At 53.2% G+C, this 15,085-nt stretch carries 14 protein-coding genes; 10 read left to right on the forward strand and 4 right to left on the reverse strand.

Translation table 11 applies throughout. The annotated features are described in order from the left end of the window. Nucleotides 1–15: 15 nt before the first annotated feature. The 7 genes from D7Z26_RS16880 to D7Z26_RS16915 all read left to right on the forward strand — a co-directional run bounded on the left by D7Z26_RS16880 (nucleotide 16) and on the right by D7Z26_RS16915 (nucleotide 10,600). The gene (locus D7Z26_RS16880; protein ID WP_120978164.1) at nucleotides 16–1,560 is read left to right on the forward strand and encodes an extracellular solute-binding protein; all 1,545 of its coding nucleotides are present in this window, start codon (nucleotides 16–18) and stop codon (nucleotides 1,558–1,560) included. A 79-nt stretch (nucleotides 1,561–1,639) separates the two neighbouring features. Further along, on the forward strand, nucleotides 1,640–2,512 hold the full coding sequence (locus tag D7Z26_RS16885; protein ID WP_233566988.1) for a carbohydrate ABC transporter permease: 873 nt from the start codon (nucleotides 1,640–1,642) through the stop codon (nucleotides 2,510–2,512). A gap of 242 nt (nucleotides 2,513–2,754) precedes the next feature. Continuing rightward, complete coding sequence (locus tag D7Z26_RS16895) at nucleotides 2,755–4,674, forward strand: heparinase II/III domain-containing protein (RefSeq protein WP_120978166.1); 1,920 nt, start codon at nucleotides 2,755–2,757, stop codon at nucleotides 4,672–4,674. A gap of 33 nt (nucleotides 4,675–4,707) precedes the next feature. Next, nucleotides 4,708–5,667 (forward strand): acetylxylan esterase, encoded by a 960-nt coding sequence (locus D7Z26_RS16900; RefSeq protein ID WP_120978167.1) that lies wholly within the window; start codon nucleotides 4,708–4,710, stop codon nucleotides 5,665–5,667. A gap of 18 nt (nucleotides 5,668–5,685) precedes the next feature. Then, nucleotides 5,686–6,813 (forward strand): glycoside hydrolase family 88 protein, encoded by a 1,128-nt coding sequence (locus D7Z26_RS16905; protein ID WP_120978168.1) that lies wholly within the window; start codon nucleotides 5,686–5,688, stop codon nucleotides 6,811–6,813. Between the two features lie 650 nt (nucleotides 6,814–7,463). Then, on the forward strand, nucleotides 7,464–8,747 hold the full coding sequence (locus D7Z26_RS16910; RefSeq protein ID WP_120978169.1) for a plastocyanin/azurin family copper-binding protein: 1,284 nt from the start codon (nucleotides 7,464–7,466) through the stop codon (nucleotides 8,745–8,747). A 95-nt stretch (nucleotides 8,748–8,842) separates the two neighbouring features. Next, nucleotides 8,843–10,600, forward strand: a complete 1,758-nt coding sequence (locus tag D7Z26_RS16915; protein ID WP_158602357.1) for a stalk domain-containing protein — start codon at nucleotides 8,843–8,845, stop codon at nucleotides 10,598–10,600. A 3-nt stretch (nucleotides 10,601–10,603) separates the two neighbouring features. On the opposite strand, the gene D7Z26_RS16920 is transcribed toward D7Z26_RS16915, so the two are convergent. Both D7Z26_RS16920 and D7Z26_RS16925 read right to left on the reverse strand, forming a co-directional pair. Beyond that, the gene (locus D7Z26_RS16920) at nucleotides 10,604–11,365 is read right to left on the reverse strand and encodes an SDR family oxidoreductase (RefSeq protein WP_120978171.1); all 762 of its coding nucleotides are present in this window, start codon (nucleotides 11,363–11,365) and stop codon (nucleotides 10,604–10,606) included. Beyond that, nucleotides 11,365–11,754, reverse strand: coding sequence for a MerR family transcriptional regulator (locus tag D7Z26_RS16925; RefSeq protein ID WP_120978172.1), 390 nt, complete (start codon nucleotides 11,752–11,754; stop codon nucleotides 11,365–11,367). The genes D7Z26_RS16920 and D7Z26_RS16925 overlap by 1 nt, the downstream gene beginning before the upstream one ends. A gap of 183 nt (nucleotides 11,755–11,937) precedes the next feature. On the opposite strand from D7Z26_RS16925, the gene D7Z26_RS16930 reads away from it, so the two are divergent. Together D7Z26_RS16930 and D7Z26_RS16935 are read left to right on the forward strand one after the other, a co-directional pair. Further along, nucleotides 11,938–12,444: a MerR family transcriptional regulator gene (locus tag D7Z26_RS16930; protein WP_120978173.1), complete on the forward strand. Its 507-nt coding sequence runs from the start codon at nucleotides 11,938–11,940 to the stop codon at nucleotides 12,442–12,444. Continuing rightward, nucleotides 12,441–12,884 (forward strand): SRPBCC family protein, encoded by a 444-nt coding sequence (locus D7Z26_RS16935; protein WP_120978174.1) that lies wholly within the window; start codon nucleotides 12,441–12,443, stop codon nucleotides 12,882–12,884. The genes D7Z26_RS16930 and D7Z26_RS16935 overlap by 4 nt, the downstream gene beginning before the upstream one ends. A gap of 137 nt (nucleotides 12,885–13,021) precedes the next feature. Here D7Z26_RS16935 and D7Z26_RS16940 read toward each other — a convergent pair whose 3' ends face one another. Further along, the gene (locus tag D7Z26_RS16940) at nucleotides 13,022–13,789 is read right to left on the reverse strand and encodes a copper amine oxidase N-terminal domain-containing protein (protein ID WP_158602358.1); all 768 of its coding nucleotides are present in this window, start codon (nucleotides 13,787–13,789) and stop codon (nucleotides 13,022–13,024) included. Between the two features lie 128 nt (nucleotides 13,790–13,917). Here D7Z26_RS16940 and D7Z26_RS16945 point away from each other — a divergent pair, with 128 nt between their 5' ends. Continuing rightward, on the forward strand, nucleotides 13,918–14,511 hold the full coding sequence (locus D7Z26_RS16945) for a YdeI/OmpD-associated family protein (RefSeq protein WP_120978445.1): 594 nt from the start codon (nucleotides 13,918–13,920) through the stop codon (nucleotides 14,509–14,511). A gap of 44 nt (nucleotides 14,512–14,555) precedes the next feature. Here the strand turns inward: D7Z26_RS16945 and D7Z26_RS16950 are convergent, their stop codons facing one another. After that, on the reverse strand, nucleotides 14,556–14,972 hold the full coding sequence (locus D7Z26_RS16950; protein ID WP_120978176.1) for a tautomerase family protein: 417 nt from the start codon (nucleotides 14,970–14,972) through the stop codon (nucleotides 14,556–14,558). Nucleotides 14,973–15,085: the final 113 nt, after the last annotated feature.

The following is a 15,085-nucleotide window of genomic DNA, read 5'->3' on the forward strand; positions in this document are numbered from 1 at the left end:
GAGAGGCGGGTCACTATGAAGATCGGAAAAGGATTGAGAATTGCGACGGCATTGATGTTGACGGGAGCGATGCTGACGGCGTGCGCCGACAAAGGTACGGACAACAGCGCCGGAAATTCGAGCGGCAAGTCGTCAGCCGCGGCGGAGAAGAAGTACAAGATCAGCGCCATGACCATTCTGTACGGCGCGGCGCCTCCGGATAAGAGCACCGGCAAGAAAGCAATCGAGGATCGTTACAATATCGAGTACAACTACATTCCTGTCGCTTCCGGCGAATATAACAACAAGCTGGGCGTCACGCTCGCTTCGGGAGACGTTCCCGACGCGGTGTTGTTTCCTTATCTGGATGCCGTTTACTTCAGTTCGATCAACAGCGGGCAATTTCTTCCGCTGGAATCTTATATGAGCGACAGCGCCAAGTACCCGAACCTAGCCGCGTTGCCGAAGGACGTCATGGACTCGTTGAAGAGCAACGGCCACATCTACGGCGTTCCCCGGCTGCGCGGTATTCCGGGAGCGACGCTTGTGCTTCGCAAGGACTGGCTGGATAAGCTCGGGCTTCAGGTGCCGACCACCTACGACGAGTTGTACGATGTCATGAAGGCATTCAGCGAGAAGGATCCGGACGGCAACGGCAAGAGGGATACCTACGGTCTCGCAGCGGGCGTCAGCAATGGCTTCCCGTTTATCTCGCTGATGGCGGCCATGCATGCCGGCCCTAGCGTCGGTTGGGTCGAAGACGGTCAGGGAGGCATCGTTCCCGGCGAATTCGCCCCTAATAACAAGTTGGCGGTAGGCTACTTGGCCAAGCTTTACAAGGACGGACTGATTGCACCTGATTTCGCGATCAAGAAAGACGCGCAGATCGAGGACGACTTCCTGCTAGGCAAGGCAGGCGTCGTTGGAAACTGGGGTTACACCGCCTTTAACAAGGATCGCCTCGAGAAGGCGAGAGCGGTCGATCCTAAGTTTGAATTGGTGGCGATTCCGCCGCTGAAGGCGCCGGACGGTTCGGAAGGCGGCTATGTGAAAGGGGCGGGCTTCTTCGGCGTCTTCGCGCTGAACAAGGAGCTGGAGAAGGACCCTGGCAAGCTCGACAAAGTGCTGCATATGCTCGACGATCAGCTTGGGGAGGAAGGAGCTACCTTCTTCAAGTGGGGCGTGGAAGGCGTTCACTACAAGGTCGAGGACGGCCAGAAGGTCGTCACCGATCTCGGCAAGACCGAGGGGCCGAACCAGTACCAGATGGTAAATCACGCCAACGAGGGTGACTGGATTCTGGTCTCCGCCGACACGCCGGAGACGACCGCGTTGAAGCAGAACTCGTTCGCGGTCGCCATGCAGGGCAAGCCGTACACCTCTCAGGACATCGGTCTCTATTCCGCTACGAACGCGGAGAAGGGGGCCGAACTGACGCAGAACGTCGTCGATGGCCTCGTAATGGTCATAACGGGTCACAAGACGATCGATTATTTGGATCAAATGTTCGAGGATTGGAAGAACAGGGGCGGAAGCAAGATTTTGACCGAGATGAACGAAGCATGGAAAGCCAGAAAGTAAGGCGCCACCATACTACATTCCGAACGGGAGGGCGGGGAGCGTCCCTGTCTTCCCGGTCTCCCGCAAAGGTGGATTTGCCGTGAATACATCCAAAAAGTCCAGCTATTTCTTCTATTCGGCGAATATGTTGCTGCTTGCGATGCTTGCCCTTCTGTGCGTGCTGCCGATCGTGAATGTGGTCGCGATGTCGGTGGCCTCGCTGCAGGACATTGTGTCGGGCAAGTTTATTCTATGGCCGAAGCATCTTGACTTCAAAGCATACAGCTATATTTTCAACACCGGAGTCTTCTTCTCGTCTCTCAAGAACACCGTTTGGATTACTGCCGTCGGAACCTTCGTCAACTTGGCCGTAACGACGCTACTCGCGTACGTCTGCTCGCGGCAGCGGTTCAGCGGCCGGCGAATGATCCTGTTTATGGTTCTGTTCACGATGCTGTTCAGCGGAGGCATGATTCCGACGTATCTGGTCGTTAAAGCGACGGGACTGATGAATTCGCTCTGGGCGCTCGTCGTTCCGTCCGCCGTGTCCGCGTTCAACATGCTTGTAATGAGGGAGTTCTTCGAATCGATTCACGAGAGCATTATCGAATCCGCCACAATTGACGGTTGCAACGATTTAGGCGTCTTTTTTCGTATCGTGCTGCCGCTCTCCGTTCCGTCGTTGGCTACCTTTACGCTGTTCTATGCGGTCGGTAACTGGAACCAATACTTCGCGGCCATTTTGTATCTGAACGATTCGTCGCTTTGGCCGCTGCAGATTCTGCTCCGGCAAGTGGTGTTGATCGGGCAGAGCGACATCTATTCCCATCTCGACTCCGGCGAGGTGATTCCGCTGCCGGTCTCGACGCAGATGGCGACCGTCGTGTTGGCGTCGGCTCCGATTGTCGTGCTGTATCCGTTCCTTCAGCGCTACTTCGTGCAGGGGCTGACATTGGGAGCCGTGAAAGGGTAGCCGACTAAAGGCATTCAAAGACAGAAAACGGAAAGGAATTCCAATTCGATTCCGGAGGTTATCGATATGGCAGGCAAGGTTTATAGGCTGATGTCGCTTATAGTGGCGCTGACTACGATGACTTGGGGGGGCGGCGACGCCAGGCCCGGATTCGCGACGGCCAACAGAACCAGGTGGCGTTCAACAGCAGGGAGGCGACGAGCAATGCACCGCAGCTTGTACTTCAGTAAGGGGGCGACATCTTGCTGACCGAACGCTATACGCCGGAGGAGCTGTTTTCCGTGCTTCTGCCCGGGCAGCGCTTCCGGCCCTTTCCGACGGCGGAAGACCGTTCGGCGTGGGAGACGATCCCGGAACGGCTGCGGACGTCCTGGCTGCGGGAAGGAGAAGCCTTCCTCGGATATCGCTGGCCTTCGCTGCTGGCATCGGACTTTCTGGCGTTCGCGAGAACCGGCAGCCGTCATTACGACTCCCTGCATCTGATGCGCCGGTCGGTTCTCGGTTGTCTGGTCATGTGTGAATGCATCGAAGGCAAAGGCCGGTTTCTCAACGACATCGCGAACGGCGTCTTCGTTCTGTGCGAGGAGACTTCCTGGTGCCTGCCGGCGCATATGAGCCTGTCCCGCGACGGCGAGGGGCTGGGACTGGCGGACTCGGATGACCCCGTCGTTGACCTGTTTGCGGCAGATACCGGCGCGCTTCTCGCAGGAACCGCGTACCTCCTGCATGATCGGCTGGACGGCATTAGTCCGCTCGTCTGCCGCCGTATCCGACAGGAGGTCGAGAAGCGAGTTCTTGGCCCCTATGAGTCGAGAAACGACTTCTGGTGGATGGGATTCTCCGGGCACGAGCCGAACAACTGGAATCCCTGGTGCAACTCGAATGTGCTGGCTGCCGTCCTTCTGCTGGAGGAAGACCAGGAGCGTCGGGCTCGGCTGACGCATCGCATCATGAGCAGTTTGGATCGCTATCTCGACGTGCAATACGCCGACGGAGGCTGCGACGAGGGGGCGACTTATTGGAATGTTGCGGCGGGGAGCCTGTTCGACTGTCTGGAGCTGCTGTACATGGCGACCGATGGGGCGATCGGTTTGTATGACCGACCGCTTATCCGCCGGCTGGGCCAATATATATCGAAGATGTCGATCCACGGAGCTTATTACGTCAATTTCGCGGACGGATCGGCGATGCCCCAACTTGATTACGCGCTCATCTATCGGTACGGTCGCCGCATCGGCGACCCGTCTATGACGGCGCTGGGATTGGGCGGGAAACGAGCGTCGGATTCGGTCTATGACAGCGGCCGCATCTTCTTCCTGTTCCGCGAACTCGCCGGAATCGAACTGGCTGCAGAGCTGGAGCGGGAGCGGGACCGGGACCGAGGGCTGGCGGAGCAGGAATTAGAGGCGGAGCCGTCATACGAGTTGAACGGGTGGCTGGATCAGATTCAGGTCATGACAGCCCGGGAGCGCTCCGACCGCTTGGGTTTGTACGTAGCGGTTAAGGGCGGCCATAACGGGGAAAGCCACAACCATAACGATGTCGGACAGTTCGTCGTCTATGCGGACGGGGAGCCTTTCCTCATCGATGCGGGCGTAGAGAATTATTCCGCGCAGACGTTCGGCCCCGGCCGCTATGACATCTGGACCATGCAGTCCGGTTATCACAATCTTCCTACCGTAAACGGGTATGACCAGAAGGCGGGCAAGGCGTTTCGGGCTCGCGAGGTGTCATACGAAGCTACCGAGAGCGGAGCGCGGATATCGCTGGATCTGGCGGGAGCTTATCCACCGGAGGCGGGCTTGCGGGAGTGGCGAAGAACGGTCGCGTTGCATCGCGGGTCGAACGCCTTCGTCGAGCTGACTGAACAATGTCTGTTTGCCGGGACTCCGGAGTCCATCGTGCTGAACTGGATGACGTGCAGGCCGACGGACTTGTCCATGGACGGGGTCGTTCGGCTACTCGGCAAGGAGGGGCGAGAGCTGCGGCTGGAATACGACGTGATGCTATTCACCGTTTCGGAGGAGCGGATGGATATTCGCGATTCGCGGTTGCGGGCAGTGTGGGGCGATCGGCTGTTCCGGATCCGGATGGAGCTCTCCCGCCGATCCCCGCGCGTCGAATGGACAATCAAGATCAGGCAAGGCGCGGCGGGTCCGTAACCGCGCGCTCGCTGTTGCAGGGAGGATAAGCAGATGCCTTTACTAGACAAACCGCTCGAGCAATTGAGAAGTTACGAAGGAATCAATCCGCGTCCGGATGACTTCGACGCTTATTGGGAACGGGCTTTGACCGAGATGAGAAATGTTTCTCCGGACGTCGAGCTGGTACCGAGCGCTTTCCAGGTGCCGTTCGCGGAATGCTTCGACTTGTATTTCACCGGTGTCCGCGGGGCGCGCATCCATGCGAAATACATCCGGCCGAGAGCAGCGGCAGAGCCGCATCCGGCCGTCGTCCAATTCCACGGCTATACGATGCATTCGGGTGACTGGCAAGATAAGTTGGGCTATGCCGCGCTCGGTTTCTCGGTGTTCGTGATGGACTGTCGCGGACAAGGAGGCCGTTCGGAAGACACGGGAGGCATAAAGGGGAATACGCACCACGGACACATAATCCGCGGCCTGGACGATGAGCCGGACCTTATGTTGTTTCGCCATATTTATCTGGATTCGGCCGAGCTTGCGGGCATTGCGATGCGAATGCCGGAAGTCGATCCGCAGCGGGTTGCGGCTATGGGAGGCTCGCAGGGTGGCGGTCTCGCGCTCGCTTGCGCGGCGCTGGAACCGGGCATTGCGCGAGTCGCTTCTACCTACCCGTTCCTAAGCGATTACAGGCGGGTGTGGGAGATGGATATGGCTAAGGATGCTTACGCGGAGCTGCGCACTTACTTTCGCCTGTTCGATCCGCTGCATAAGCGGGAAGAGGAAGTGTTCACGAGGCTGGGGTATATCGATATCCAGCATCTGGCGCCGCGAATTTGCGGAGAGGTGCTCATGGGTGTCGGCTTAATGGACGCGATCTGCCCGCCTTCCACGCAGTTCGCGGCCTTCAACAAAATCAAAGCGCCCAAGCAGATGGACATTTACCCGGATTACGGTCACGAGGGGCTCCCCGGCTTCCCTGACAGAGTCCTGCAATTTCTGTCCGGAATATGACGAGGAGAGACGACGGATATGACGATATGGAAATCCGCGCTGGAAGATGCGCTGAACAAGACGCGCCGCAATATTGACCGGTTTGGCGATCATTTCCCGCACGTCGGAGAGAACGGCAAGTACTTGCTGAACGATAATACGGAATGGACGAACGGCTTCTGGTCCGGCATTCTGTGGCTTTGTTACGAATACAGCGGCGAGGATGTCTATCGGGAGGCGGCGAGAAGCGCCACCGACCGCTTTCGGGATCGGTTGACGGCGGGGACGGCGCTGGAGCACCACGATATCGGCTTCCTCTATTCGTTGTCGGCCAAGGCCCAATGGATTTTGGAGAAGGACGGCGCCGCCCGCGCGTTAACGCTGGAGGCTGCCGAGACGCTGATGAAGCGTTGGCGTCCCCGCCCGGGTCTGTTGCAAGCATGGGGAACGGAGGGCGACAACGAGAACGGGGGTCGGATTATCATCGACTGCCTGATGAATTTGCCGCTGTTATATTGGGCTTCGCAGGTTACGGGAAACCCCGCTTATCGCGAAGTGGCCGCAGCGCAAGCGGATAAGAGCCGCCGTTTTCTCGTCAGAGGAGACGATTCGTCTTACCATACCTTCTATTTTAACCAAGAGACGGGAGAGGCGGTGCGGGGCGGCACGCATCAAGGCTTCGAGGACGGCTCTACATGGACGAGAGGCCAGGCGTGGGGGGTTTACGGATTCGCCCTGTCGTACCGGTATACGCATAACATGTCGTACCTAGAGACGTCTTTGCGAATGGCGCGCTACTTCCTAGAGCGGTTGCCCGAGGACAACGTCGTTTATTGGGATTTCGACGCACCCGAGACACCGGAGACGAACCGGGACAGTTCCGCTTCCGCCATAGCGGCTTGCGGCATTTTGGAGCTGCTCGAGCATCTTCCGGGCGATAATCCGAATCGCGCTTATCTGGAGGATGGCGTGCTCCGTTCGATGAAGGGCCTGGTCGACCGGTATTCGACGCGGCATCGACCTGACGCGGAGGGCCTCATCGAGAGGGGCTCCTACAGCGTTCGATCCGGTCTGTCTCCGGACGACTATATGATCTGGGGCGATTATTTCTACCTGGAAGCGCTGATGAGACTCGAGAACAGGAGCAAAGGGTACTGGTACGAATAGCGACAGCAAGCGCGTCGCGAGTCAAAGAGGGGTCCCGGCAGGCCGCAACGCCGAAAGAGCCAAGTTCCTCTAATGAGGAGCTTGGCTCTTTTTAACATGTCAATCAGGCATTGCTGATCAGCGGGATCATCTGGGGGTTATGGCATCTTCCTATGACGATAGCCGGGATTTACAATTCCGGCCCTTACCCCGTGCTGTCTGTTCTCTTATTAGTTTGACTAACTCCAACTACGGCGCATCAATGGAGGTTCGATCGGAGGTGTAGTTTGACTAAGTCAAACTACACTACGCCAAAGTGGCTCGGAGCAAGGAATTAGTTAGACAAAACGATAGGGCAAGCTTCTTTCGAGGAAGCTTGCCTTCTTTTTTTATTCAGAAGGAGAAGGGAAGTATACCCGATTTCGACCATTTTGCTACGTTCGGGTAATAGAACGCACGTAAGCAAGAGGGTACTCTTAACGTAATGCGATCAAAGTAGTCCGGAAAGGAGGATGCTGGATAATGAAGTGGTTGGTAAATAGGGGTCTCCATTGCGGTAATGTCAGGTATTTTGCATCCTCTCCAGAGTTAATTCAATACATTATGTAGCGTCAGTATTGGACTTGGTATTATTCGTATTTATGATTATTAAACCTTAAAGGAGAATTGAAATGAAAAAAACAGCTCTTGCATTGATTCTTACGTTTACTGCGGCGTGGTTGTTAATAAGCTCGGTATTTGCCGCCGATGCAACGACGCCGGAAACGTGGCAAGTATCCGTAGGGAAAGAAACCGCGGCCACGTCGCTCGATTCCATGTTCCCGAAAGTCGTGTTTGTTCATGAAGGAGACAAGGTCGTTTTCACGAACGGCGCTACTGCAACCCCGCATACCGTAACGTTTCTGGCCGGCCAACCGCCTCTTACTCCGCAAGATCCCACTCACGCGATTCCGAGCGCTCCGAGCGGCGGAAGTTGGGACGGCAAGTCGCTTCTGAATTCTGGCATTCTATTTCCTAAGCAATCCTATGAAGTCACTTTTACCTCAAGCGGAGCTTATTCCTATTATTGCGTACTGCATCCCATGATGACAGGTACGGTAGTCGTGTTGCCGAAAGGCCAGCCGATCCCATCGAAAGTAGAGCAAGCCGCAGCCGCAAAGGCACAGGAAAATGATCTTCTCGTCCAAGAGAGCATGCTGCAAGGTCCTCATGCAGCCCAATATGCGACCAATAAGGATGGCTCTTTGAGCTATAAAGTAGATCTTGGCTCGCAGAACTCCACGTTCTCGCATAACCGCATGAGCCCCGAGACGGTTATCGTAAGCGAAGGAGATTCGATTTCCTGGACCAATCTCAGCCCTTATGAACCCCACTGGGTTACCTTCAACAAACCTGCCGACCTGAACATGTTAACGGAAAAGGGCGAGTTCAACCCTAAGTTAATGCCTCCGGCCGGCGGCAAAGAGTTTGACGGCACCGCCTTTACCAACTCGGGCATACTCATGAACGCGCAATCGTATAATCTGAAGTTTACGAAGGCGGGAACCTATACTTACGAATGTTATCTGCATTCCGGTTCCATGATGAGGGCCACCGTAATCGTTGTTCCGAAGGGTGCAATCAAGCTGGTCGTAAACGGCAAGGCAGTTGCCAATTCCGCAGGCGCGCAATTGAAAGACGGCGATCTGAAAGTGGGAGTCGCATCCTTCGCCAAAGCTTTGGGCGGAAAGTTTGTATTCGATAAAAAATCCAAACTGTACACCATCACAGTAAACGGGAAATCGTTCAAAACGGCCGGATACACGCTGAAAGGTACGGCGTATGTTTCCGCGGAAGATACCGTACGCGGCCTGGGCGGAACTTATACCTGGAATGGAGCAACCCAATCCTTAACGGTTACGGTCGGCGCTCCAGCCACTGCACCTGCAGCCGCTTCTATGGATCACATGCACTGAATCGCGAAACTTATGATTTCCGAATGAATGAAGAAAGGGAGGGAGTCCTAAAGACTCCCTTCTTGTCATTTCTACCTAACGAGAGGAAGAATACGATGAATATCCATGCCTTGCGCCTACTGGGATTCAGGAAGCTTTTACTGGCGGTATTGGTCATAACGATGACTTGGGTAGCTCCCTCGTCCTCTTCGGCAGCCGAACCCGCAACGACAAAGAAATTTCAGCTCTATGCGACCGATGGCTATATGACGCTGCCCGATGGCGTCCAGTTGTATATTTGGGGGTATAGCTTAACCAACAAACCCGGGAGCGCGACCGTTCCCGCCCCTGCACTGGAGGTGAACGAAGGGGATCAGGTCGAGATCGTTCTTACGAACATAGGCCCCCAGAAATCGGGAACCAAACGGCTTGCCCATACGATTCATTTTCATGGATTGGATACCGACCAACAAAATGACGGAGTCCCGCACACCTCGCCGGCCATTCAAGTCGGAGAAAGCTTCAAATACCAGTTCACGGCTAAGCATGCGGGTACTTATTTCTATCATTGCCATGTAGATACGATTGAGCATTTGCAGATGGGGATGTACGGAGCGTTCATCGTGAAAGCCAAGAATGGTATCAATCAAGATTGGACGGGCGGTCCGACCTTTGATAAAGACTATGTTTTCCTGTTAAACGAAATCGATCCGGTATGGCACCAAGCGGTGGAGGGGGGAAAACCGTACGATAGAACGGACTTCCACCCTAAATACTGGACGATCAACGGCAAAGCTTATCCTGATACGGAAACGGACCCTACGAGCTATATTGAGGGAGTAGTCGGAGAGACCGTCCTCATTCGGTTGATCAATTCGGGGTACGAATCGCATAGCTTTCATATGCATGGCTATCACTTCCAGATCATTGCCTCCGATGGCAGGCCGTTGCCTGAGCCATTAACGAAAGATACCGTGCTGATCGGTCCCGGCGAGAGGTATGATCTTCTCGTTACCTTCGATCAATCGGGGATGTTCCCCTTCCACAGCCACAATATCGTGGACAATACGAATAACGGAACGTATCCTGGCGGCTTGCACACGATGATTGATGTTAAGGAAAAGACGTCTGATCCTTCGTCCATGCTAATGACCGTCCGTTTGAAAGCGGGTCGTAATTCGGCCACGGTGAACGGCGAGTCCATTCTGCTTCCGAATTCGCCGGTCGTGTTGAACGGAACAACCTATATTCCCGTTCGGTTCATCGGGGAGACGTTCGGTGCAGAGGTGAAATGGCTTCCAAAGGAGAAGTCAGTCCTCTATACAACGGATAAAACCACGATTCAGTTAGGGCTGAACAGCAGCCAGGCGAAGGTGAACGGCCGGCTTGTATCCTTGTCTGCTCCTCCCAAGGAGATCAAAGGTACGATCATGGTGCCTATGCGTTTCATTGCCGACCATTTAGGCGCCAAGCTCAGTAAGGATAGCAAGACGGGAGAGATCATTTTAACGGGTACGATGAGTGCAGCGTCTGCTCCGTCGCACCACGCTCATGACGAGGCCACCACGGGCGATGAGGCCAACGGGAACGGCAGCACGGGCAGCGTCGATCAGCCATCGAGCGCCGATCCGTTGACCGTCGATATCACCACCTCTTTCATGCCTGCGAAGCTGACGATCAAGAAGGGGCAAACTGTCAGATGGGTGAATAAGGATACGCAAATCCATACGGTATACGACCTTCAGGACAAATTCAATAGTCCCAACATCCTTCCGAATGCCGAATTCTCGTATACCTTTGCGGAGGCGGGAACTTACACGTACTATTGCTCCACCCATCCGAGCATGGTGGGAGAAATCATAGTGACCGACTAATCCTTATTCAATGAGGTTTTTCGTGGCCTGATACATATTTGCCGCATATCCATCGATTTCATCCCGCGACATACGCAAGCGGCTCACGGAAGTACCGTATCCGATTTCTTGTTGCCCCTCTTCCAGCCCTTTGAAAATGCCGTCCGCGAACGCATCTAAGGGTTCTCCGTGCACATGCAGCCCCGACCCGCCTAAATTCGTATTTACCGCCGGCGGAGCTAATTCGATGACTTCTACGGACGTCTCGGACAGTTGGAGCCGCAGGCTCATCGTAAAGGAATGGAGCGCGGCTTTCGTAGCCGAATAGATCGGAGCGATCGCAAACGGCGTAAAAGCCAGCCCGGACGTGACGTTAAGGATAGTGGCCCTTTCCTTTGCCGAGAAATAAGGAGCGAACATCATCGAGAGATGGAAGGGCGCTTCAATGTTTGTCGTAATCTCTTTGCTCAAAGCTTCCCAATTGTTCTTCGCATCTGTTTTTAGCACATTGAATCGTTGTTGAATGCCGGCATTGTTTACTAGAACATTCACTTCCGGATAGTTCGCCGTTACCCAATCATACAAGGCTGCGCGTTCGGATTCGATATCCAAATCGCTTACGCGAGTAATCAAGCTGGGGAATTTTTCCTTCGCCTGTTGAAGGACATGCTCGCGTCGTCCGGTAACGATCACTTTGTTCCCGGCTTTGATAAAGCGTTCCGCAAAAGCTAATCCGATTCCGGAGCTTCCGCCCGTGATTAGGATCGTATTTCCTGAAAGCTTCATTATCGTTCCTCTTCTCCGTTTTTTCTATTTTGAATACGTTCCGAATATCGCGTAATCTTGAAGTCGATTCCTTTTAAGGAATCCGTCATCGACGAGATTTCGTCGAGCACGGCTTGCTTGTGTTTGTTCATCATTTCAAGCCTGAGCTCGACGGTGTTTTCTCCTTCCTCGATCCAGTCCATATATTGCTTAATGCTGCTTATTGGCATGTGCGTGTTTTTCAAACAAAGAACGGTCTCGAGGAGCGCCATTTGATCTTCCGAAAATAACCGTCTCCCGGCTTTATCGCGCTCGATGCGGGTTAGGAGTCCTTGTTTTTCATAATAGCGTAGCTTAGATTCCGAAATATTGAATTTGGCCGAAGCTTCGCTAATGGAACAATACTTCATTTGGAGGCCTCCGAACGGGATTGTATGCTGTCGACAACAATAGGATACGACTTAAACTAGGGTTTAAGTCAACCAATAAAATTCGGTAGAGAGGCGAGTTTTTTGCTTGCACCTTACGTTACGTAATGTTTTACAATAGAGCTACCGGTACATCTAGCTAGCGCCAAAGAGTGGAGAGGATTCATGAAGAAACATTGGAAGGTCGGGGATCTGGCCAAGCTGACGGGGCTTACCGTACGAACCTTGCGGTTCTATGATCAGATCGGATTGTTCTCCCCGTCGGGACAAACGGAATCCGGTCACAGGCTGTACAATGAATCGGACTTATCGCGATTGCACCAGATTTTATCGCTTAAGGAGCTGGGGTTAACTCTCGAAGAGATTAAGTCGGCCTTAATCGGCGGGCGGATCAGTCCGCTTGAGATCGTTAACCTGCAGATCAACCAAATCGCGGAACAGATCAAACTGCGGCAGAAACTATTGGAGCAGCTCAGGCATGTATCCAAGCTTATGCAGGGCAAGGCGGAATTAACGGTTGAAGATTTTACGAGCCTTCTGCAAGCGATGAAGATGGAATTCGAGAAACCGATCATCGAGCGGCAAACGAGTTGGGAGCGGCATTTGGACCTGTTGGGACACTTTCTTGCCGAGGAGAGCGGAGTTCCGAAACCTAAGGAGGAAAAACAATGAACGAACGATTCGTCAAGCATGGAACTTTTGTCGTCGAGCGGACTTATGCCGCTTCGCCGGAGCGGGTGTATCACGCATGGGCTGACCCAATTGCCAAAGCCAAGTGGTTTTCGAAGGCGGACAGCTTCGATTTCCAGGTTGGCGGGCGCGAGATCAGCAGTGGAGGGCCGCCGGGAGGGCCGATCTTTACCTTCGACGCCAACTACCAGGAGCTTGTTCCGGAGCAGCGCATTGTCTATACGTACACGCTGGATTCGGGTGGCGTACGCTTCTCCGTCTCGATCACAACGGTCGAGCTTATTAAGGTGGAGGGCGGTACGAAATTGATTTTCACGGAGCAAGGCGCGTTCTTTGACGGGCACGATACGCCGGAAATACGGGAACACGGTACTAACATCATATTGGACGCACTGGGCAAGGTAGTTGAAGGGGAGGATTAATAGAAGCGAATGAACAGCAGCTTGACCGACTTGGCAAGGTGCTGGCGGAATTGGCCTCCTAACTTGGCAAAGGGATATCTAAAATAAAAATCGCCGTTCACGATCCCTGCCGGGAATCGGACGGCGATTTTTATCATTTATGGAAACAAGGGAGTGAAGACGATATCATCGACCAACCATTTATTTTGCGAATATTTGAGTACGATCCTTCGTTCGACTGCATATGCGGTATTGTCCGCGCTTGTACTCGTCTGCGTAATATACCCTGTCTTATCGTCGGAATAACTAAAGGAGATTTCGGTAAATGCGGCGTTGACTTTTAAACCTTTTTGTTGAATGAGTTTATTCATGAACGAGTCCGTAAAATAAGGCTTAAAATGGGCTCTAATCTGCGGGAAGGAAGAAAGATCGGTTGCTTCGTTCGCTTGTTTGATCAGCGTGTTAACGGTGTTTTGCGGGATATTAGAATGGTTAAAAGTGGACTCCGTAGTCACCCGAACTTGTTTGCCGTCTAAAGAAACATCAACCGTTCCGTTGGACGCGTTCCAGGTAAGGGTTCCCCCCAGAGTCTGACTGATAAAACGGATGGGGACGTAGGAGACGCCGTGCTCGATTTGAGCGGGAACATCGATCGTGATTTCTTTGCCGTCCAGCATAACTTTATTGGAACCGATTTTCAGGAGAACCTTGGTGCCTCCTTTAAGAACGGTTATCGACTTTGACTGCTGATTCCAATTGACTTCGGCGCCTAATCCTGCGGAAACGGCGCGAACCGGCACTAATGTGCGTCCATGGACCGCTTTGCCCTGGATAACGAATGGCTGATTGTCTGCAAAACCGTGACTAGGCAAAAATGTGGATGTAATCAACGTAATCCCCAATAATGCACATAGGGTTTTCTTCAATTTATAATCCTCCATATTCCTCAATTTAAACAGTTAACTAAATCTCTCTGTAAAGTAATAGACGAGCATAGCAAGAAAATGTTACTTTGAGGGCACAATAGTAGGACGATGAAGAGGAGTGTTCCTTGGTGACAGAGAGTAGAATGAATCCTAAGGTCGATGGATTTCTAAGAAAGGCTAAAAAGTGGAAGGAAGAATACGAGAAGTTGCGAAGTATCGTTCTTGACTGCGAGCTGACCGAGGATTTTAAGTGGATGCATCCTTGTTACACGTTTGAGAATAAAAACATCGTTATAATCCATGGATTCAAAGAATACTGTGCGCTTCTGTTTCACAAAGGCGCCTTGCTAAAAGATCCCCATGGCATCCTCATCCAACAAACGGAGAACGTACAGGCGGCGCGCCAGATTCGGTTCACCAATGCCGAACAAATAGACGAGATGCAGCTTATTTTGAAAACTTATATCGATGAAGCCATCGAAGTCGAAAAATCCGGCTTGCAAGTGAGTTTTAAAAAGGAGACGGAATATACGATTCCCGAGGAATTACAAAATAAATTCGTCGAAATTCCCGACTTGAAAACCGCTTTCGAAGCTTTGACGCCGGGACGGCAAAGAGGGTACCTGCTTCATTTCTCCGCAGCCAAACAATCCAAAACCCGAGAATCAAGGATTGAAAAATATTTGCCGCATATTCTCAATGGAAAGGGATTGGATGATTAGACAATTAGAGCTCCCGTAAGGGAGCTCGTTAGACATATCCTTGGTTAGCTAAGAAGCGCAGCGAATTCGGCACGTCCGAATGCCGTACCGGTGATGCCCCAGCCGCCTTCGGCAGCTTCGGTAAGAAGCACCCATGTACGCCCGGCCTGCGAGGGGTCGTTCGAGATCTTGGCAACGATCTCCGTGGCTTCTTTTACGAGCTGTTTTTGGCCTTCCCGATTCAATGCACCCGGCGGCGTAATAACCTGAATACGTACCGTACGTGCGGAATCAGTGGCGGCGGTATGTACCGCAGAGGGTTCCATCCGGTGAATGTAGACTCCTGTGTTGTTCGTGTGAGCGGGGCCAGGATTCTCCACGCCTTCGGCTCTAAGCAGCGCCGAACTTAGCTCTTCGGCAAGTTGTCGGTCCGTGCCGACGGGAAAAAGGTTAGTTGCCGCATAAACGTCTATCATTGGCATTGTGTTTCCTCCTTATATTTAAAATCTCCAGTAACTATACAGACCTGTCTGTCTTTTCTTTATTAAAGATACAGGAGTTGAACCGATAACGTCAAGTGATTCTTTCTTGATTC

Origin of the sequence: Cohnella endophytica (assembly GCF_003628305.1) — a bacterium.
Taxonomy (GTDB): domain Bacteria; phylum Bacillota; class Bacilli; order Paenibacillales; family Paenibacillaceae; genus Cohnella; species Cohnella endophytica.